Source organism: Marinicauda algicola, assembly GCF_017161425.1.
Lineage (GTDB): Bacteria > Pseudomonadota > Alphaproteobacteria > Caulobacterales > Maricaulaceae > Marinicauda > Marinicauda algicola.
On sequence record NZ_CP071057.1, the window covers coordinates 1,565,430 to 1,583,560 of the forward strand.

Consider the following 18,131-nt stretch of genomic DNA (forward strand, 5'->3'; position numbering starts at 1 on the left):
GGGCGCGGCGCTCAGGTCGCCCGCGCGTGGGGATGATCCTCCACGCCGGCCCTGACCAGCTCGTCCTTCAGCCGCCCGGTGAGGAACAGGAAGAACATGCGGTAATCGCTGATCAGCGACCACCAGGGGTGGGTGAAGGTCGCCGGCCTGTTGCGCTCCACGAAGGCGTGAGCGACCCAGGCGAAGAAATACCCCGCGACCGGCACCAGGAGGAGCCCCCACCAGGTCTGGGTCAGCAGCGCCCAGACCAGCACGACCGGGGCCGCCGTCGATCCGACGAAATGCCAGGTTCGCGTCGCCGGCACGGCGTGTTCGCGCAGGTAGAAGGGCCAGAATTCGGAATAGGTCTGGCAGCGATTCGAGGCCATGGTCTCCTCCCGGCTGGAGCGGTTTTTTCGCGTCGTCATGGTGAATCCTAACACGTTTCCACCGGGTCCGCGAAAGCGCCTGTGGCTTAAGCATGCGGGAAGACTCCTCACCGGTTTCTGCCCGCGCCGCGTTAAGATTAGGACGTTGTTAACCGATGATTCGTTAAACAGATACTCGTCTTCCCCGGAAGACACCCCACCATCCACCCATGCCTTTTCGGGAGCCGTTCGCGGCTCCCGTTTTTTATGGGCGCACACTTGCACTGCCATTCGCGCCCGGCGGGGGTGAAGAGCCGTCTTGCCCCGCCGGACCGGCATTGCTAAAGACCGCCTCCTCCACTAGATGAGAGTGGTCATTCCCCGGTAGCTCAGTTGGTAGAGCAGGTGACTGTTAATCACCGGGTCGGCGGTTCGAGCCCGTCCCGGGGAGCCACTTTCTCTCGCAATATTTCCCTTCGAAGCGCGACGCAAATCCGGCTAGCCTCGCCTCATGGCGAAGCTCGATCGCATCGTGTCCTACGAGGATTACCGCCGCGCGGCACGCGCGCGCCTGCCGCGCATCCTGTTCGACTATATCGACGGCGGCTCCTATGACGAGGTGACGCTGGCGCGCAACACCGCCGCCTTCCGCGCCGCCGAGCTCGTCCAGCGCGTCATGGTCGACGTCTCCGGTATCGACAGCGCCATCACCCCGTTCGGCGAGACTCTGTCGATGCCGCTGGTCCTCGCCCCGGTCGGCTTTGCCGGCATGTATGCGCGCCGCGGCGAGGTGCAGGCCGCACGCGCCGCCGCACGCGCCAGCATCCCCTTCTGCCTGTCCACCGTCGGCATCTGTTCCATTGACGAGGTCGCGCGCGGCGCCGGGACGCCGCCCTGGTTCCAGCTCTACATGATCCGCGACCGGGCCTGGTGCGCCGAGATGCTGGCCCGCGCCCGCGAGGCGGGATGCAGGGTCCTCGTCCTCACCGCCGACCTGCAGGCGCCCGGAGCGCGCTATCGCGACGTGCGCTCGGGCATGATGCGGACGCTCGGCCCGGCCGAGCACCTCGCCCGGCTCGGCGAGGGCGTGCGCAAGGCGGGCTGGAGCCTCGACGTATTCGCCCGCGGCCGGCCGCACAGCTTCGGCAATCTCGACGGCGTGCTGGCGCGCGGGACGAGCTTTCCCGAGGCCTGGCGCTTCATCGCGGAGAATTTCGACCCGTCCCTGAACTGGGACGATCTCGCCTTCGTGCGCGAGCACTGGAAAGGCCCGATCGTCCTGAAGGGGGTGATGACGCGCGAGGATGCCCGTCTCGCCGTAGAGCACGAGCTCGACGCGATCGTCGTGTCCAACCATGGCGGGCGCCAGCTCGACGGCGCGCCGGCGACCCTCTCGGTGCTGCCCGGCATCGCCGAGGCGGTGGACGGCCGGCTCGAGGTGCTCGTCGATGGCGGGGTCCGCTCGGGCCTCGACGTGCTCAAGGCGGTCCGGCACGGCGCGCGCGCCTGCCTCATCGGCCGGCCCTGGGCCTTCGCGCTCGCCGCAGCAGGCGAGGCGGGCGTGGCGAAGATGCTGGAGACCTGGCGGGCCGAGCTGAAGACGGCGCAGGTGCTGTCCGCGGCGACGCGCCTGCAGCCGGGCGGCTAGCCGTCCTCCCGCGCCTCGCGCTCGGCGGGCAGCTCGTCGCCCTCGATCACCTCGTGCAGGCTTCGCGGGCGCAGGCGCTGCTCGCCGTCCCCGTCGATGCAGGTCCAGTCCATCACGCCGGTGGGGCCATGCCGGCCGCCCGGCGCGCAGGCGACGTCGAGCGCGTTCGACGGCGGCGGTTCGCCATGGCCGCAGGCGGCGAGCGCGGGCAGGACGAGCAGGCCTGCAAAGAGCGCTTTCATGATCCCTCCTCCAGAACCTCGCCATGGCGGAAGCAGGTGACGAGATGGTCGTTCACCATACCCACCGCCTGCATGAAAGCATAGACGATCACGGGCCCGCAGAACTTGAAGCCGAGCGATTTGAGTTCCCTGCTCATCGCCTCGCTGACCGGCGTGCTGGCCGGCACCTCCTTCATCGCGCCATGGCGGTTCACGACCGGCCTGCCGTCGACGAAGTCCCACAGGCGCTGCGAGAACGGGCGGGCGCTCTGCTGGATGTCGCACCAGACCTGCGCCCCCCTGATCGCCGCCTCGATCTTGGCGCGCGAGCGCACGATGCCGGGATCGCCGAGCAGGCGGGCGATGTCGGCCTCGCCGTAGCGGGCGATCTTCTCAGGGTCGAACCCGTCGAAGGCGGCGCGGAAATTCTCGCGCTTCCTCAGGATGGTGATCCAGGCGAGCCCGGCCTGGAAGCCGTCCAGAACGAGCTTCTCGTAGAGCGCCCGGTCGTCGTACTCGGGCACGCCCCATTCGGTGTCGTGATAGTGCACGTAAAGCGGGTCGGTACCCGGCCAGGGACAGCGCTGGATCATGGAAGGCTCCCGTTGCTGCGACATCGCTAGATCAAAACGGGAACGAAGGGAAGTGGTACGAGACTAGATCGTCTCCAGGTCCTCCAGCACCTCCAGCCGGACCCCGTCGGCATGGGGCAGGTTGTTCTCCTCCAGCCCCGCCTTCAGGCGGTCGATGCGCACCCGCGCCAGGGCTCGGCCGGCCCGGGCCGAGCTGATCTCGCCGACCGGCGTCTCCCCGACGCTCACGGGCGTTCCCGGCTCCAGGACCATGTCCGCGGCAAGGCGGATCGTGCGCTTTCTCACCCCGCCCTTGCGGTGCATGCGGCTTGCCACCTCCTGGCCGACGAAACAGCCCTTGCGGTAGTTGATCGCGCCGACGAGATCGTGATTGACGTCGGTGGAGAAGACCTCCGCCGGCCCGTAATCCTTGCCGCATTCGGGCAGGCCCGCCGCGATGCGCGCCGCGTCGTAGGCCTCCCGGTCCACCGGCCCGCCCGCGTTGACGATGGCGCGACGGCCCATCGCCGCATGCCTGGGATCGGGCGCGATGGCGTGCGCGACGGCGGCGAGATCCTGCTCTTGCTCATCCCCGCGCGCCTGGGCGACGGCGAGGTCGGCGCGCAGGCCGATCCCGGCCCTGGCGCGCAGCTTGTAGAGCTTGAAGCGCTTCAGCAGGTCCTCGGCCTGAGCGCCGGGAATGTCGACGAAGAGGCCGCCCTGCCCGTTGTCGAACAGGATCAGGTCGGCGATCACCTTGCCTTGCGGGGTCAGGAGCGCGGAGGCGAGCGCCTTGCCCGGCTCGACGCCCTGCGGGCCCTGCGTGATCACGCGCTGCAGGAAGTCCTTCGCCTCCTCGCCGGTGATCTCGATCACGGCGCGTTCGGGCAGGCTGGTGAGAAATCCGGCTTCGCTCATGGTCTCCTGGTCCTCCGGCTTCCTGCCTACATGTCCCTCGCCAGAGGCTCTGGCAAGTTGGCGGGCGTTGGGCTAAGCCCCCGCTCCAGTCATGACACGCATCCTGTTCATAAGCTCAACGCGCATCGGCGACGCGGTGTTGTCCTCCGGGCTGCTCGATCACCTGATCGGGACCCATCCCGGCGCCCGCGTGACCGTCGCGTGCGGGCCGCTCGCCGCCCCGCTCTTCCGCGCCGTGCCGCAAGTGGAGGCCGTCATCGTCATGGCCAAGCGCAAGGGCGGCGGGCACTGGATCGATCTGTGGCGGCGTACCGTCACGACGCGATGGGACCTGGTGATCGATCTTCGCGGCTCGGCGACGAGCTGGTTCCTGCTGGCCAGGCAACGCCATGTGAAGCGCAAGGGCCTGGTGAACGGGCATGCGCCGCGCCACAAGGTGGAGGAGGCCGGTGACGTGCTCGCCCTCTCCCCGCCTCCCGCCCCCCGCCTCTGGCTGTCGCAGGAGGCGAAGGCGAAGGCCGCGTCCCTGCTGCCGGACGGTCCTGTCCTCGCGATCGCACCGGCGGCCGCCGCGCCGTTCAAGGAATGGCCGCGCGAGCGGTTCGCGGCGCTCGCCCGGGCGCTGACCGGCGAAGGCGGCGCCCTCGAAGGCGCGGTCGTTGCCGTGTTCGGCGGGCCGGGCGACGAGGCGGCAGCGAAGGCGGCGGTCGACGGCATCGATGCCGACCGCGTCATCGACCTCACCGGCAGGCTCGCCATCGACGAGGCGGCGGCCTGCCTCGCCCGCGCATCGGTCTTCGTCGGCAACGATTCGGGGCTGATGCATCTCGCCGCCGCGGCGGGCACGCCGACGCTCGGCCTGTTCGGCCCGACCGACGAGCGCCTCTACGGCCCCTGGGGCGAGAAGACCCGAGCCATCCGCGCCGGCGGCCCCGCCGAGGAACGCGAGCGCGGCAAGCTGAGATTTGCCCAACAGAGCCTCATGGGCGAGCTCGCACTCGAACCCGTCCTGACCGCCGCCGAAAGCCTCATCGCCCGGTACGTCCGCTGAAGGCCGGCCTCCGATCCGGCACCGGACGAGGGCTGGAACTGCCTAGAAGCTCGCCTGCACGCGAAACGCCCAGCTCGATCCGTCGCTGCGACCGGTGCCGTCGTGAAACTCCTCCGTGCGGTTCACCATGACGCGGACATTGTCCGCCGGCGTCCACGTCACACCCGCAGTCACTGCCGTGGTCCGGCCCGCTGCGAACTCGGAGAAGTCCAGCTGGTCGGCCCGAAGGCTGAGTTCCACGGCACCCGGGCCGCCCTCGGACACGGGCCGGGCCGGGCTGATGGCCTGAAACGCCCCGTATCCGGGGGAATAGGGCCGGGTCTCTCCGGTCAGGGCGAGCGAGGCCTGGACGTAACCGCCCGAAAGCACGCCGTCGCCAGCCGGCGTCTCGACATCGAGACGGGCATACTCCGCCGATACGAAGAGCGGGCCGCGTGAGAGCGCGGCCTCCAGGCCGGCAAGGTGCGAACGCTCCGCCTCCGGCCCCTTGAGCACGTCGAGCTTCACATAGTGCGACTTGCCGGCAAGGACCGTGCCCGGGGTACCGCCGAACACGGCGCCATGGCCGTCATAATCGAGCGTACGGGCGTAGGCTCCGAAGTGGACGGTCAGGTCCGAACGGATCGGTGTCGCCGTGAGGCGGGCCGAAAACGCCGTCTGGCCCACCCCGAAGCCGGACTCGGGCTCGTCGTCGAGGGAACCGCTCGTCACCGCACCCGACAGGCTCAGGAAATCGTTGCTGTAGCGAACCGCAACACCCAGCCTGCGGCCGATCCCGAACGCCTTCGTGAATCGCGCCGTCTCGAGGAAGAGCGTGTCGCCGGGCGGCGTCAGCTTGTCGAGCGAGGCCGGTTCCTTGAACTGGCCGATCTCGAAGGTGAAATCGCCCGAGGCATGGCTCAGTGCAGCGTCTTGCCATTGTCCATCGCCGCTGAAATCGTAGGCGAGCCTGCCCTTGATGGCGCGCGTCTCGAATTTCAGGCCAATTTCCGCAAGCGTGACGTCGCGGGCACTGTCTTCGCCCCCCGGCCGCGCAGACCCGTCGAACCAGGCGGAATCGGCGAACACCAGCATGTAGGGGGTCACACCCTTCTTCTCCTCGCCGGCCTGGGCGCTCGGAGTGACCGTGGCTGCCCCGCCGGCCGCGAGGAGGATCAGACGGATGTCCATTTGTCCGTGCCTCCGCTCACGCGGCCCGGACGGTGGCGAGGAATTCGCGCACGCCGGCCTGCAGGGTATCGGAATGGGCTTTCAAGCGCTCGGCGGCCTCGCCGACGGTTTCCGCGACGTTGGCGGAGCGGGAGACCGAGGTCTTGACCTCGTCGATGTCCGCCGAAACCGTGCGGGCCCCCATGGCCGCCTGCTGGGCAGCCCCGGAGATTTCCCCGGTCGCCGAGGTCTGCTCCTCCACGGCCGCGGCAAGTGCCGCCGAGGTGGAGTCGATCTCGGTGATCTGCTCGATGATCTTGCGCGTCGCGGCGATCGCGTCGGACGCGCTCGCTCCGATCCGCTTGAGCCGCTCGTCGATCTCCGAGGTCAGCTTCTGGGTCTGGTTGGCAAGCGTCTTGACCTCGCTCGCCACGACCGCGAACCCCTTGCCGGCGTCCCCGGCCCGGGCCGCCTCGATCGTGGCATTCAGCGCGAGCAGGTTCGTCTGCTCGGCGACATCGCTGATCGAGCGGATGATCTCGTCCACGCCCGCGACCGCCTCGTTGAGCCGGTCGAGTTCGCGTGTGCTGGCCTGAGCCTGCTGCGTGGAGGCGCGTGCCGCATTGGCGGACGCGGAAACCTGCGTGGCGACCTCCTGGATCGACGCGGTGAGTTCCTCTGCCGCAGACGCCACCGCTTCCACCGCGCTGGAGGCCTGGGTCGAGGCGGCAGCCACCGAGCTGGAGCGCATGTCGCTGGCTTCCACCGACTGGGCCAGCTCCCGCGCATTCTGCTGCAGCTGTTCGGAAGCCGCCGCCAGGGCCTTGATCACGCTGCCGACTTCGTTCTCGAAGCGATCTGCCATGCGCACCATGTCCTCGCGACGGCGTTCCTCCTCGCGGGCCTTGGCCTGGGCCTGCTCGGTGCGCACCCGTTCCATCTCGCGTGCATTGTCTCGGAACACGGCGAGCGCCCGGGCCATGTCCCCGATCTCGTCGCCCCGCTCCAGGCCGCTGACCTCCAGATCACTGTCGCCCTCGGCGAGTGCCGTCATTTCACCGACCGAGCGCCGGATGGCACCGCTGATCCGCGTGGAGAAGACCCAGCCCATGACGATCGCGATGGCCGCGCCGATCAGGACGGCGACGAGGACGATGAGCTGCGTGGTCGCGACCTGACGGTCGGCGCGCGGGCCGAGCTCGTTCTGACGCGCGACGATGTCGCTGCGGACCTGATCGGCCGCGGCGGAGATCTCCGGCCCGATGTCGTCCATCCGCGCGAAGTGTCCATTGCGCTCGACGATCGCATCGAATGCGCCTTCGAACGCGCCGGCGAACTGCTCCAGGCTTGCCCGGGTCTGGTCGGTTAGCTGCAGCCGCGTGGCGTCCTGCAGGAGCGGCCGGAGGGTGGCGAGAGCCTGCGCGGCCGCGTCGATCTCGGCTCTGGCGCGTTCGGCCGTGCCGGGGTCATTGGCAACCAGGAAACGCTCGGCATAGAGGCGCGCCAGCAGCAGATGCTCCTGGGCGCTGGCGCCATAGAAGGCCGCTGCCGTGTCGCCATCCCGGTAAGCCGAGCCGACGACGTCGCTCAGCGCCTGCCGCGCGGCGCGCCCGGCGGCAGCCATGGTGTCGGCCGCGCCGTCGCCAGCCCGCTGCGCGCCGACGGCGGCAAGGAATGCCGCGCGATAGTCCTCGGCCTGCCCGCCGGCCTCTTCCAGACCCGCATGGGCGAGTTCGCCGCCGAGCCGGTCCAGCGCCGCCTCGACCTCCGCGGCGCTCTCCTCGCTGTCGACCGTGCGCCATTTCAGAGCGGCCATCCGCGCCAGGGTGAGGTCGAGCTTGGCTTCGTTCACCACCAGGCTCTGGCTCGACGTCGCGCGGTATTCGCCGAAGACACCGGCCAGGTTCCGCGTCCCGGCAAAGCCGGCCAGACCGATGAGAATGGAAAGTCCCGCCAGCACGCAGAACGCGGCGAGGAGTTGATGGCGCAGGGTGAGCTTCATTGTCATTCTCCAGCTGAGCGTACCGGGGCTTCGCACTACCCGCTCGCAGGAGCATGACAGGTGGTGGCAGGGTTACCCTGCCGTTAACTCAAAACCATAGTCGGGAAAGGACATTGCCTGAAAGGTAATCCGCTAAATAACTAGGGGCTTCGATTATCGTTCTCAACGGTAAGATCATTCTGGATATGCCCTGTGGAAAAATGTGGAAACATCCGGTCTCGTCATCGGAATATTTTAGTCAATATATTCCCGCCTCAGCGTCTCAGACAGCGCCCGGCCCTGCATGGCGAGGCGGCGCCGTTCGATCTCGGCTTCCGCGCCGCAGCGCGTTCCGCGCCGCTCGTGATAGCGGAACCCGTCGTTGAAGGCCTCGATCAGGCGCTCGCGGTAGGGACCGCGCGTGGGCGCTTCGAGCTCGAGCAGTTCCAGCATGGTCGCGCGCCAGTCCTGCGCATCCTCGCCCTGGCAGCGGAAGGCGAGAAAATGCAACTCCCCCAGCACGCCGGAGAGCGCCTCGACCGGGTAGGAGGCCTGCGCCTCGTAGCTGCGGCGCGCCTCAGGCCCCGCTTGAGCGAAGGCGGGCGCGGCAAGCGCGAGGGCGAGGAGGAGGGCGGCAGGTCGCATCATGTCGATCCGCGTCCTCGCTCAGGAATCCGGCGCTTTGAGGGCGCCGAGACGGGACAGGCTGTCCTCGATCGCGGTGCGCGTCTTGTCCCACGACACGCGGTCGAGGGCCGTTGCGAGCGGCACGAACTCGGCCTCCAGCGCGTCGTCGCCGGCTTCCGGCTCGCCGGAGCGCCAGCGCGCGGCATAGTCGATCATGATGAAATGGCCGTGCTCGGTAATGGATTCGTAGACCCCGACGAGCCCGGCGATCTCCGCCTCGATGCCGGTCTCCTCGCGCACCTCTCGCAGGGCGGCCTCCTCGCTGGTCTCCCCGAAGCCGATCTTGCCGCCGGGGATCGACCATTCGCCCTGGTAGGGCGGCTTCGACCGGCGGATGAGCAGGACCTCGCCGCCGCGCCAGACGACGAGGCCGGCCGAGGCGATGGGGCGCTGCTGGCTCATGATATCTCCCGCGACTTGACGCACGCCGCAGCCCGTGGAGGCATCCCCCCATGTGCGGACGATACGTCATCACCTACACGCTCGACGAATTGCGGCAAATCTTCGGGACAGAAGACCGGCCGAATTTCGAGCCGACCTGGAATGCCGCCCCGACCGATGCCCTGCCGGTCGTGCGCCGCGGAAAGGACGCCGAGCCGCACCTGTCCCTGGTGCGATGGGGCCTGGTGCCGCACTGGAAGGCGGATGGACCGTCCTACAAGGACCCGATCAACGCACGCGCCGAGACGGCGGCGGAGAAGCCGATGTTCAGACAGGCGCTGTCGCGCCGGCGCGCGCTCGTCCCGGCGAACGGCTTCTACGAATGGAGGAAGGAGGGCGAGGCGAAGGAGCCCTGGTACATCACCCGCACCGACGGCGCGCCGCTGGTGTTCGCCGGCCTGTGGGAACGCTGGGGCGAAGGGGATGCGGCGCTCGACAGCTTCGCGATCCTGACCACCGAGGCCAACGCGGACATCCGCGCGATCCATCACCGCTGCCCCGTCCTTGTCGGGCCCGAGGATTTCACCCGCTGGCTCGATCCAGAAACCGATCCCGGGCCCTTGCTGACACCGCCGCCGGACGCCACGCTCGCGGCCCGAAGGGTGTCGAAAAAGGTCAACAATGTCAGGAATGACGGCCCGGACCTGATCGTCCCGGAGGGCTGAGGCGGTCAGCCTCTCGTCTTGATCGCCATTTCCAGCGCCGCGAGCGCCGCGTCGACATCCGGCTCGAAGCTCAGGCCGTCCACGAGCGCCGCATCGGTGAAGGCATAGCGCACGACATGGTCGAGCAGGGTGGAGAACGGGGCCCAGAACTCGGTGTCCACGAAGGCGACCGGCTTGTTCTCCAGGCCCAGGTTGCGCCGCGTGAGCAGGTCGAACACCTCCTCCAGCGTGCCCGTCCCGCCTGGCAGGGCGAGAAAGGCGTCGGATTCGGCGATCATCATCGACTTCCTCGCGCCGAGCGTGGCGACCTTCCTCAGCTCGATCCCGTCGAGCGCGCCTTCGCTGGGGATCAGGAACTCGGGAATGACGCCTAGCACGCGGCCACCTTCCGCCTGTGCGGCGCGGGCGACGATGCCGGTCAACCCCGCCGTCCCGCCGCCGAATACAAGGCGGTATCCCGCCCGGGCGACGGCGCGTCCGGCCGCCTCGGCCACGGCCTCGAACCGCGGCTCGTTGCCCGCGCGGGTGCCACAGTAAACGCAGACGCTTCGCATTCTTGCCATGTCCCTGCTTCATATGGGGATGAAGCCGCCGACTCGACGGCGCGCGCCTGAGACCTTAAGCCTATGTAAAGCATGGCGCGAGCCTTGCATCAGTCAGAGGCCCGAGCCCGCCCCGGATCTGCCGAGGAGACACCCATGACGGCCACCCGGTCGTTTCTCATCGCCGCCGCCCTCCTGATCGTCGCCGTCGCCGCGGCGCTCGCCTACGTGTTCACACGCGGCGGCGAGGCCCCGCCGCCGCCGGCCGAGCCGCGGCCGGCCCGCGAGGGCGTGGTCGAGGAACCGGTCCTGGCGGTCGCCCCGCCCAGCTTCGACGTCGTGCGCGTCGATCCGCGCGGAACCGCGGTCGTCGCCGGGCGCGGCATGCCGGGCGCGAGCGTCAGCCTCATCGCGGGCGAGCGCGAGATCGCCGAGGCCGAGATCGACGCGGCCGGCGAATGGGTGATGATCATCGAGGAACCCCTCCCCTCCGGATCGGTGGAGCTGAGCCTGCTGATGCGCACGCCCGCCGGCCAGGAGGTGCGCTCCGACCAGGTCGTGGTGGTTTCCGTGCCCGAGACGCGCGATGCGACGCCGCTGGTCGTGCTCGGCCGCCCGGGCGAGGCGAGCCGCGTGCTGCAGGGTCCGTTCGAGGGCGTGTCCATGGGCACCCTCACGCTGGAGACGGTCGATTACGACGAGGCCGGAGCCGTCATCTTCTCCGGCCGTGCCGAGCCGGGCGCGCGGGTGCGCATTCTCGCCGACGGCGAGATCGTCGGCAGGACGGTCGCCGATGCCGCCGGGCGCTGGACGGTCCAGGCGAGCGAGACCTTCGCGCCGGGGGTGTACGACCTGCAGATCGACCAGCTCGACGAGGACGGGCGCGTCACCGCGGTGATCGTGCTGCCCTTCGAGCGGGTCTCGGCCGAGGCCCTGGCGATGGGCGGGGAGCGCGTCGTGGTCCAGCCGGGCAACTCGCTGTGGCGCATTGCGCGCCGGCTGTACGGGGAAGGCATCCAGTACACCGTGATCTACGAGGCCAACCGCGCCCAGATCCGCGATCCCGACCTGATCTATCCCGGCCAGGTCTTCGACGTGCCCCAGGACGGTGAGGACGGGGCCGACGAGGGCTGAGGCCGGGGTGGCGGCTCATGCGGTTACGTCCTAACTAAGCCGCCATGCGCGGCATGAATTCCCCATCCGAAGGCGAAGGCCCGGCCCCCGAGGGCCGGCTTGGCGAGGCGGTCGCCCGGCTACTGAGGATTCTTGCCTCGCCGGAGATGGCGAAGTGGCGCGTGCGCATGGGCATCGCCTTCGCGCTCACCCTCGTGGCGAAGCTGTTCTCCGTCGCTGCGCCGGTCCTGTTCGGCGAAGGCGTCAACGTGCTCACGCGCGCCCTCGCGGCCGAGACCGCCTCCACCCTCGCCTTCTGGGCCTTCGGCGGGGCGTTCCTCGCCTACGGGCTCGCCCGTTTCGCCTCGACCGCCGCGCCGCAGCTTCGCGATGCGCTCTTCGCGCCGGTGTCCAACGACGCCCAGCGTCTCGTCGCGGTGCAGGGCTTCGCCCACGTACAGTCCCTGTCGCTGAGATACCACCAGATGAAGCGCACCGGCGCGGTCAACCGGATCATCGACCGCGGCGCGAACGCGGTCGACTTCCTGCTGCGCTTCCTGGTGTTCAACATCCTGCCGGCGCTCGTCGAGCTGGCGCTCGCGGCGACCGTCGCGGCGGTGCTCTACGGGCCGATCTTCGCGGTGATCATCGTGGTGGCCGTGCTGGCCTACGCGGTCGTGACCTGGGCGATGACGGAATGGCGCGTGAAGCTGCGCCGGCGCATGAACGAGGCCGATACCGAGGTCAACGCCCGCGCCGTCGACACGCTGTCCAATTTCGAGACCGTGAAGGCCTTCGCCGCCGAGGAGCGCGAGGTCGCCCGCTTCGATGCCGCCAAGGCGCGCTATGCCGAGGCGGCCTCGGCGAGCCAGCAGAGCCTCGCCGGCCTCAACGCCGCCCAGGCCGCGATCATGAATGGCGGCCTGCTCGCCGTCGCGCTGATCGGCGGGGTCATGGCCGTGAGAGGGGAGCTCGAGCCCGGCGACATCGCGGCGCTCACCCTCATGCTGATGAATGTCTACCAGCCGCTCAACATCCTCGGCTGGGCCTATCGCGAGATCAAGCAGGCCACGGTCGATCTCGAGCGCCTGTTCCAGACCCTGAGGCTGGAGGCCGAGGTCGCCGATGCCCCCGATGCGCGCGATCTGAAGGTGTCCGGCGGGGCGGTGCGCTTCGAGGATGTCAGCTTCTCCCACGAGGGCCGCTCGCGCTCGGTCGAGCATGTCGATCTCGAGATCGCGCCAGGCAGCTTCGTGGGCTTCTGCGGCCCCTCGGGGGCGGGCAAGTCGACGCTGCTGCGCCTGATCTTCCGCTTTTTCGATCCCGATACCGGCCGGGTGCTGATCGACGGCCAGGACATCGCGACGGTCAGCCAGCGCTCGCTGCGCGACGCGCTCGGCCTCGTCCCCCAGGAGGTCGTGCTGTTCAACGACACCCTGCGCGAGAACATCCTCTACGGCCGGCCCGAAGCCGACGAGGTCGCGCTGATGGATGCCGTGGAGCGCGCGAAGCTGAAGGAGTTCGTGGAGTCCCTGCCGGCCGGACTCGATACCCGCGTCGGCGAGCGTGGCCTCAGGCTGTCGGGCGGGGAAAAGCAGCGCGTCGGGGTGGCCCGCGCCATCCTGAAGGATCCGCCCATCCTGATCCTCGACGAGGCCACGAGCGCGCTCGATTCGCGTACCGAGGCCGAGGTCCAGGCGGCGCTCGCCGAAGCGGCGCGCGGCCGGACCACGATCGCGGTCGCGCACCGGCTGTCGACGATCGCCGGAGCCGACCGGATCCATGTGATGGAGGACGGCCGCATCGTCGAATCGGGCCGGCACGAGGCGCTGCTGGCGCGCGACGGGCTGTACGCCGCCATGTGGCGGCGCCAGGCGGAAAGCGCCGAGGCCGCAGCCGCGCCGCGCGCCGCCGCGAAGGCCGGGACGAGCTAACTTGCGATACAAAAAAGAATATCTCCATTCAGACTTTGTAAGGAGTTCACGGACAGCCTCCCGCGCGATTGACATCCGCGCCGGCCCGCCGTCAGGCTGCGCGGCACCTGGGGAGGGGAAAATGGGCCGTACACTCGAGGTCATGAACGGGCGCATCGTGTCGCGCCGGGTCGGCAGCGTCGACTGGCAGGACGCGATGGAATCCTTCGGGATGTATTCCGCCCTGATCGAGGATACCGGCGCGAGCCAGCTCCTGATGAACATGTCGGAGGCCGAGGTGACGATTCCCGGCGGCGATGCGCGCGACCTGGCGGGCATGTTCCTGCGTTCCACTCCCGACCGGCTCGTTGTCGCCGTTATCAAGCCGGCCAACGAAAGCGGCTCGCGCTTCATCGAGGCGTTCTTCGACGTGATCCGCGGTGCGGGGCGCAAGATCGCCACGGTGGCGAGCGAAGAGGAAGCGGACGCCTTCTTCGCCGCCCAGACCGGCAGGGCCTCGTCCGCCAGGCCCCCGGCCTGCTCTCCGCCCTGTTCGGCCGTTTCGCGCGAAAGACGTAGGCTCCCTTCACACCCTCGCGAGGCCTCTTTTCTCCCCGGACCGGCAGGCGCATCATCGCTCCGGGCAAAACGGGGAGACTTCCATGACGAATCTCACGCTCTCGCTCTTCATCCTGCGCGTCACGCTCGCGGCCTTCTTCGCGGTATGGGCGCTGGAGAAGTTCCTCGAGCCGGAAAGCACGATCGCGATCTTCGATCATTTCTACGGGATTGGCGGTCTGCCCGAATGGGGCAGCTACGCCATCGGCGCCGTACAGGCCGTGCTGATCCTCGCCTTCCTGCTCTGGGCGAAATTCAGGACGGTCAGCGTCGGCCTTCTGCTGCTGATGCACGCCGGCTCCACGCTGTCGACCTGGCAGCAGCTGATCAACCCGTACGAGGGGCCGAACCACCTGTTCTGGGCCGCGGTCCCGACGCTCGGCGCGCTGATCGCACTGTTCCTGCTGCGCCGCGAGGACCGGCTGTGGATGATCGGCGCGAGCAAATAGCAGCTCTGCCGCAAGCCTGCCGGAATCGGCTATAGAATGGAGCGCGAGTGCCCGCCGTCAGATCTGGCGGGCGCGGGCGTTCTGGAGGGCTCTACCCTGTCCATTCTCGGTTCCAGGCCGGGCGCGGTCGCGCTGCGGCCTTTCGCGTCTTGGAGACTGCACGCATGAAGCCTTTCTCGCGGCGCACCCTCATCGCCGGCGGGCTCGGTGCGCTCGCCGCCGGCGCGCTGACGCCGGCCTTCGCGCGGGCACAGGGCACCGCCGAGCGCTTCTCGCACGACGACGTTCTCGAGCAGGCGCGCGCCCTGTCGCAGCAGCCCTTCACTGCGCCGCCGCCGCTGCCCGAGGCCCTGCGCGCGCTCGACTACGAGACCTACCGCGCCATCCGCTTCCGGCGCGAGGCGGCCGTGTGGGCCCATTCGGGGTCGAAATTCTCCGTGCAGATGTTCGCGCCGGGCTCGCTCTACGGCGATCCGGTCGACGTCCTGCTCGTCGAGAGCGGGCGCGCCCGGCCGGTGGAGATCTCCGCCGACGCCTTCGAGACGCCGACACCGGCGATCGGGGAGCTGCTCGCCGAGGTCAGCCGGCTCGCCGGCTTCCGCCTGCACTACCCGATCAACACGCCCGGCTATGCCGACGAGTTCGTGGTGTTCCAGGGCGCGAGCTATTTCCGCGCCGTGAGCCGGGGCCAGACCTATGGCCTGTCGGCGCGCGGGCTCGCCATCGACACCGCGGAGCCGGGCGGGGAGGAATTCCCGATCTTCCGCCGCTTCTGGATCGAGCGCCCCTCGCCCCGCATGGACGCCATCGTCGTGCACGCCCTCCTGGACAGCCGGCGCGTGACCGGAGCCTACCGCTTCGGCATCTATCCCGGCGCGCCGACCGTGATGGATGTCTCCGCCACGCTCTTCCCTCGCGAGCGCCTGTCCCATGTCGGCCTGGGGTGCCTGACCTCGATGTACATGCACGGGCCGGTCGATCCGCCCGAAGCGCCCGACTTCCGCCCGCGCGTTCACGATTCCATGGGCCTTGCGGTGCAGACCGGGACGGGCGAGCGGCTGTGGCGGCCGCTGTCCAACCCGCGCACGCTGCAGGTCAGCGCCTTCCTCGACCGCAACCCGAGGGGTTTCGGCCTGGCCCAGCGCCCGCGCGCCTTCGATGACTACCAGGATCTCGAGGCCCGCTACGACACACGGCCCTCGGCCTGGGTCAGCCCGCAGGGCGACTGGGGCGCCGGCCATGTCCAGCTCGTCGAGATTCCGTCCGATTTCGAGGGCAACGACAATATCGTCGCCTACTGGCGTCCCGAGGGCGGCCTGCAGGCGGGCGAACCTCACGCCTTCGCCTACCGGCTGTCCTGGCCGGACGACCTCGTTCCGGCGGGAAGGCTTGGTCAGGTCGCTCGCAGCGCGTTCGGCCGCCGCCTGACCGACAACAGGCCGCAGATGGTCGTCGACTGGACGAACCCGGCCGGTGCGCGCATCGAGGACATCAGCGTCGAGGCCTCGGTCTCGGCCGGCCTCCTCCTGGGACGCACCGTGGCGCCGAACCCGGTCACCGGCGGCTATCGCGCCTATCTCACCTTCGATCCGCAGAACGCCAGTCTCTTGGAGATGCGCCTGCGCCCCTTCGCCTCGGGAGCCCCGATCGGTGAAACCTGGCTCTATCGCTGGACGCGCGGCAGTGACCGCTGAGCGCGCCCTGCCGCCGGAATCCCCGCTGGCCATGCCGCGCGCGCGCGTGCACGCACCGCGCCGGCGTGCCCGCCCGATGCGGCTCGACCGGCGCATCGAGCACTACCTTTCCCGCTTCGCGCTCGCCGCCGTGACGGTGCTCGTCACCGGCTTCGGCGTGCGCGAGATGTACGAGGTGATGAATGTCGGCGGCGGGCTCACCGTGCTGCAGTGGGTCTTCCTCGTCCTGTTCGCGATCAGCTTCGGCTGGGTCGGCTTTGCCGCCGCGCAGTCCGTGCTCGGTTTCCCCGGCGCGGTGCTGAAGCCGCGCCGCCAGCACCGCGTCGCCGAGGCGCCGGCACGGACCGCCATCCTCATCCCGGTCTACAACGAGGAGCCCACCCGCATCGCCGCGGCGGTCGAGGCGATGGCAGGCGACCTCGCCGAGGCCGCTCCGGGCCGCTTCGCGGTCTTCCTGCTCTCCGACACCAACCGGCCGGAGGCCTGGATCGAGGAGGAGGCCGTCTTCTCGCGCCTGATCGCGTCCGCGCCCGGGAGCTGCCCGGTCCATTACCGGCGCCGCACGACCAATCACGAACGCAAGGCGGGCAATATCGCGGACTGGGTGGAGCGCTGGGGCGCGGCCTGGGAAGCGATGCTGGTGCTGGACGCGGACTCCATCATGGGCGCGGACACCATCCTCCAGCTCGCCCGGCGCATGGAAGGCGATCCCGGCCTCGGCCTTCTCCAGACCATTCCGCGCATCGTGCGGGCGAAGACCCTGTTCGGCCGGCTGCAGCAATTCGCCAATCGCTGCTACGGCCCGGTCTTCGCCGCCGGGCTCGCCTTCTGGCACGGACGCGAGGCCAATTACTGGGGACACAACGCGATCCTGCGCACCCGCGCCTTCGCCGAGGCGGCCAAGCTGCCCGTCCTCTCCGGCAAGCCCCCCTTCGGCGGGCCCGTCATGAGCCACGACTTCATCGAGGCCGCGCTGATGCGGCGCGCCGGCTGGAGGGTGGAGCTCGCGACCGACCTGACGACCTCGTTCGAGGAAGCCCCGCCCGCGCTCTCCGACGTCATCGTGCGCGACCGGCGCTGGTGCCAGGGCAATCTGCAGCATGCCCGCTTCCTGCCCGCCCGCGGACTGACGCTGGTCAGCCGCATGCACCTCGCCATGGGCATCATGAGCTATGCGAGCGCGCTGTTCTGGCTCGCCCTGATCGTCACCGGTCTGGTTCTCGCCGTGCAGGCGGGGCTGACCGAGCCGGACTACTTCGCAGAGCCGGGCCTGTTCCCGACCTGGCCGGTCTTCGACGCGGAGCGAGCGATCCGGCTCTTCGTCATCGCCATGCTGGTGGTCGTGACCCCGAAGCTGCTCGGCTGGCTCTCGGTCATGCTGCGACCGAAGCGGCTGATGGAATACGGCGGGCCGCTCGCCTTCACCCTGTCGGTGCTGATCGAGGCGCTGCTGTCCGCGCTCTACGCCCCGGTGATGATGCTCGCCCAGGCCAACATCATCCTCGACATCGTGCTCGGCCGCGATGCCGGCTGGCGCCCGCAGCGCCGCGAGGACGGGGCGATCGCGTTCGCCGGGGCGCTCAGGGCCCATGCCTGGCACTTCATCTTCGGGCTGGTGCTGGCCGCGGTGACCGCACTGATCAATATCGGGCTGTTCTTCTGGACCCTGCCGGTGACGGCCGGCCTGGTGCTTGCCCCGCTCCTGTCCTGGACCAGCGGCATGCGCTCGATCGGGCTCGCCCTGCGCCGCGTCGCCATCCTGCGCACGCCGGAGGAGCGCAAGGGCGGCGAGCCGGCGATCGCGGCGATGGAGGCCCGGCTCGCGCACTGGCGCGAGCCCCGCCCTGCCGGCGATATCGAGGCGCTGGTCGCCGACGAGGCCCTGCTCGCCTTCCACCTCGCCCAGCTTCCGCCGCTCCCGGCGGGCGGGTTCGACGAAGCGGAAGTGCTTGCGGGTGAAAAGCTAAAGCGCTCGACGAGCCTTGCCGCGGCGACAGGCTGGCTCACGCCGGCCGAGCGGATGGCGGTGCTGAAGTCTCCCGCGCTGTTGAAGCGGGCGAAGGCGCTGGCGGGCGGGAAACAGGCGCCCGGATGAGACTATCGGGCGTTACCCGCCCGCTAC

The 18,131-nt window shown here is 69.5% G+C and carries 16 protein-coding genes, 1 tRNA gene and 1 pseudogene; 9 read left to right on the forward strand and 9 right to left on the reverse strand.

Going from position 1 to position 18,131, the window contains the following annotated elements:
• Window positions 1-11: 11 nt before the first annotated feature.
• Window positions 12-407 carry an Mpo1-like protein gene (locus JW792_RS07930; protein ID WP_241095098.1) on the reverse strand — a complete coding sequence of 132 codons (396 nt, stop codon included), beginning with the start codon at window positions 405-407 and terminating at the stop codon, window positions 12-14.
• A 318-nt stretch (window positions 408-725) separates the two neighbouring features.
• Between JW792_RS07930 and JW792_RS07935 the strand changes: the two genes are divergently transcribed.
• A tRNA-Asn gene (locus tag JW792_RS07935) sits at window positions 726-801 on the forward strand.
• A 57-nt stretch (window positions 802-858) separates the two neighbouring features.
• Entirely contained in the window at window positions 859-1,995 is a 1,137-nt protein-coding gene (locus JW792_RS07940; RefSeq protein WP_135996237.1) for an L-lactate dehydrogenase, read from the forward strand.
• Here JW792_RS07940 and JW792_RS07945 read toward each other — a convergent pair.
• From JW792_RS07945 to ygfZ, 3 genes are all read right to left on the reverse strand, one after another.
• On the reverse strand, window positions 1,992-2,237 hold the full coding sequence (locus JW792_RS07945) for a hypothetical protein (RefSeq protein ID WP_135996236.1): 246 nt from the start codon (window positions 2,235-2,237) through the stop codon (window positions 1,992-1,994). The two genes, JW792_RS07940 and JW792_RS07945, sit on opposite strands and share 4 nt — an antisense overlap.
• The gene (locus JW792_RS07950; RefSeq protein WP_135996235.1) at window positions 2,234-2,809 is read right to left on the reverse strand and encodes a DNA-3-methyladenine glycosylase I; all 576 of its coding nucleotides are present in this window, start codon (window positions 2,807-2,809) and stop codon (window positions 2,234-2,236) included. The genes JW792_RS07945 and JW792_RS07950 overlap by 4 nt, the downstream gene beginning before the upstream one ends.
• Window positions 2,810-2,872: 63 nt before the next feature.
• A complete protein-coding gene (gene ygfZ / locus JW792_RS07955; RefSeq protein ID WP_135996234.1) occupies window positions 2,873-3,706 on the reverse strand; it encodes a CAF17-like 4Fe-4S cluster assembly/insertion protein YgfZ in 834 nt (277 codons plus the stop codon).
• A gap of 91 nt (window positions 3,707-3,797) precedes the next feature.
• On the opposite strand from ygfZ, the gene JW792_RS07960 reads away from it, so the two are divergent.
• A complete protein-coding gene (locus tag JW792_RS07960) occupies window positions 3,798-4,757 on the forward strand; it encodes a glycosyltransferase family 9 protein (RefSeq protein WP_135996233.1) in 960 nt (319 codons plus the stop codon).
• Window positions 4,758-4,799: 42 nt separating this feature from the next.
• On the opposite strand, the gene JW792_RS07965 is transcribed toward JW792_RS07960, so the two are convergent.
• The 4 genes and pseudogenes from JW792_RS07965 to JW792_RS07980 all read right to left on the reverse strand — a co-directional run bounded on the left by JW792_RS07965 (window position 4,800) and on the right by JW792_RS07980 (window position 8,976).
• Entirely contained in the window at window positions 4,800-5,927 is a 1,128-nt protein-coding gene (locus JW792_RS07965) for an OprO/OprP family phosphate-selective porin (protein ID WP_135996232.1), read from the reverse strand.
• A 16-nt stretch (window positions 5,928-5,943) separates the two neighbouring features.
• Window positions 5,944-6,480, reverse strand: a pseudogene (locus JW792_RS17295) (methyl-accepting chemotaxis protein); the annotation flags it as partial.
• Between the two features lie 1,662 nt (window positions 6,481-8,142).
• Complete coding sequence (locus JW792_RS07975) at window positions 8,143-8,535, reverse strand: TIGR02301 family protein (RefSeq protein WP_135996230.1); 393 nt, start codon at window positions 8,533-8,535, stop codon at window positions 8,143-8,145.
• An 18-nt stretch (window positions 8,536-8,553) separates the two neighbouring features.
• Entirely contained in the window at window positions 8,554-8,976 is a 423-nt protein-coding gene (locus tag JW792_RS07980; protein ID WP_135996229.1) for an NUDIX hydrolase, read from the reverse strand.
• Between the two features lie 50 nt (window positions 8,977-9,026).
• Between JW792_RS07980 and JW792_RS07985 the strand changes: the two genes are divergently transcribed.
• A complete protein-coding gene (locus tag JW792_RS07985; protein WP_135996228.1) occupies window positions 9,027-9,680 on the forward strand; it encodes an SOS response-associated peptidase in 654 nt (217 codons plus the stop codon).
• 5 nt (window positions 9,681-9,685) lie between these two features.
• Here JW792_RS07985 and JW792_RS07990 read toward each other — a convergent pair whose 3' ends face one another.
• A complete protein-coding gene (locus JW792_RS07990) occupies window positions 9,686-10,234 on the reverse strand; it encodes an LOG family protein (RefSeq protein WP_135996227.1) in 549 nt (182 codons plus the stop codon).
• Between the two features lie 144 nt (window positions 10,235-10,378).
• On the opposite strand from JW792_RS07990, the gene JW792_RS07995 reads away from it, so the two are divergent.
• The 5 genes from JW792_RS07995 (at window position 10,379) to mdoH (ending at window position 18,104) form a co-directional block, all read left to right on the forward strand.
• Entirely contained in the window at window positions 10,379-11,356 is a 978-nt protein-coding gene (locus JW792_RS07995) for a LysM peptidoglycan-binding domain-containing protein (protein ID WP_135996226.1), read from the forward strand.
• A gap of 53 nt (window positions 11,357-11,409) precedes the next feature.
• Complete coding sequence (locus JW792_RS08000) at window positions 11,410-13,269, forward strand: ABCB family ABC transporter ATP-binding protein/permease (protein ID WP_241095099.1); 1,860 nt, start codon at window positions 11,410-11,412, stop codon at window positions 13,267-13,269.
• 641 nt (window positions 13,270-13,910) lie between these two features.
• On the forward strand, window positions 13,911-14,315 hold the full coding sequence (locus tag JW792_RS08005; protein WP_135996224.1) for a DoxX protein: 405 nt from the start codon (window positions 13,911-13,913) through the stop codon (window positions 14,313-14,315).
• 164 nt (window positions 14,316-14,479) lie between these two features.
• On the forward strand, window positions 14,480-16,009 hold the full coding sequence (locus JW792_RS08010) for a glucan biosynthesis protein G (protein WP_135996223.1): 1,530 nt from the start codon (window positions 14,480-14,482) through the stop codon (window positions 16,007-16,009).
• A complete protein-coding gene (gene mdoH / locus JW792_RS08015; protein WP_206340930.1) occupies window positions 15,999-18,104 on the forward strand; it encodes a glucans biosynthesis glucosyltransferase MdoH in 2,106 nt (701 codons plus the stop codon). Before JW792_RS08010 ends, mdoH begins: the two co-directional genes overlap by 11 nt.
• Window positions 18,105-18,131 lie beyond the last annotated feature (27 nt).

Excerpts from the sequence above, each read along its gene's own strand:
- JW792_RS07930 (WP_241095098.1), bottom strand. The coding sequence starts at position 407 with ATGACGACGCGAAAAAACCGCTCCAGCCGGGAGGAGACCATGGCCTCG.
- JW792_RS07940 (WP_135996237.1), top strand. The coding sequence starts at position 859 with ATGGCGAAGCTCGATCGCATCGTGTCCTACGAGGATTACCGCCGCGCG.
- JW792_RS07945 (WP_135996236.1), bottom strand. The coding sequence starts at position 2,237 with ATGAAAGCGCTCTTTGCAGGCCTGCTCGTCCTGCCCGCGCTCGCCGCC.
- JW792_RS07950 (WP_135996235.1), bottom strand. The coding sequence starts at position 2,809 with ATGATCCAGCGCTGTCCCTGGCCGGGTACCGACCCGCTTTACGTGCAC.
- ygfZ (WP_135996234.1), bottom strand. The coding sequence starts at position 3,706 with ATGAGCGAAGCCGGATTTCTCACCAGCCTGCCCGAACGCGCCGTGATC.
- JW792_RS07960 (WP_135996233.1), top strand. The coding sequence starts at position 3,798 with ATGACACGCATCCTGTTCATAAGCTCAACGCGCATCGGCGACGCGGTG.
- JW792_RS07965 (WP_135996232.1), bottom strand. The coding sequence starts at position 5,927 with ATGGACATCCGTCTGATCCTCCTCGCGGCCGGCGGGGCAGCCACGGTC.
- JW792_RS07975 (WP_135996230.1), bottom strand. The coding sequence starts at position 8,535 with ATGATGCGACCTGCCGCCCTCCTCCTCGCCCTCGCGCTTGCCGCGCCC.
- JW792_RS07980 (WP_135996229.1), bottom strand. The coding sequence starts at position 8,976 with ATGAGCCAGCAGCGCCCCATCGCCTCGGCCGGCCTCGTCGTCTGGCGC.
- JW792_RS07985 (WP_135996228.1), top strand. The coding sequence starts at position 9,027 with ATGTGCGGACGATACGTCATCACCTACACGCTCGACGAATTGCGGCAA.
- JW792_RS07990 (WP_135996227.1), bottom strand. The coding sequence starts at position 10,234 with ATGCGAAGCGTCTGCGTTTACTGTGGCACCCGCGCGGGCAACGAGCCG.
- JW792_RS07995 (WP_135996226.1), top strand. The coding sequence starts at position 10,379 with ATGACGGCCACCCGGTCGTTTCTCATCGCCGCCGCCCTCCTGATCGTC.
- JW792_RS08000 (WP_241095099.1), top strand. The coding sequence starts at position 11,410 with ATGAATTCCCCATCCGAAGGCGAAGGCCCGGCCCCCGAGGGCCGGCTT.
- JW792_RS08005 (WP_135996224.1), top strand. The coding sequence starts at position 13,911 with ATGACGAATCTCACGCTCTCGCTCTTCATCCTGCGCGTCACGCTCGCG.
- JW792_RS08010 (WP_135996223.1), top strand. The coding sequence starts at position 14,480 with ATGAAGCCTTTCTCGCGGCGCACCCTCATCGCCGGCGGGCTCGGTGCG.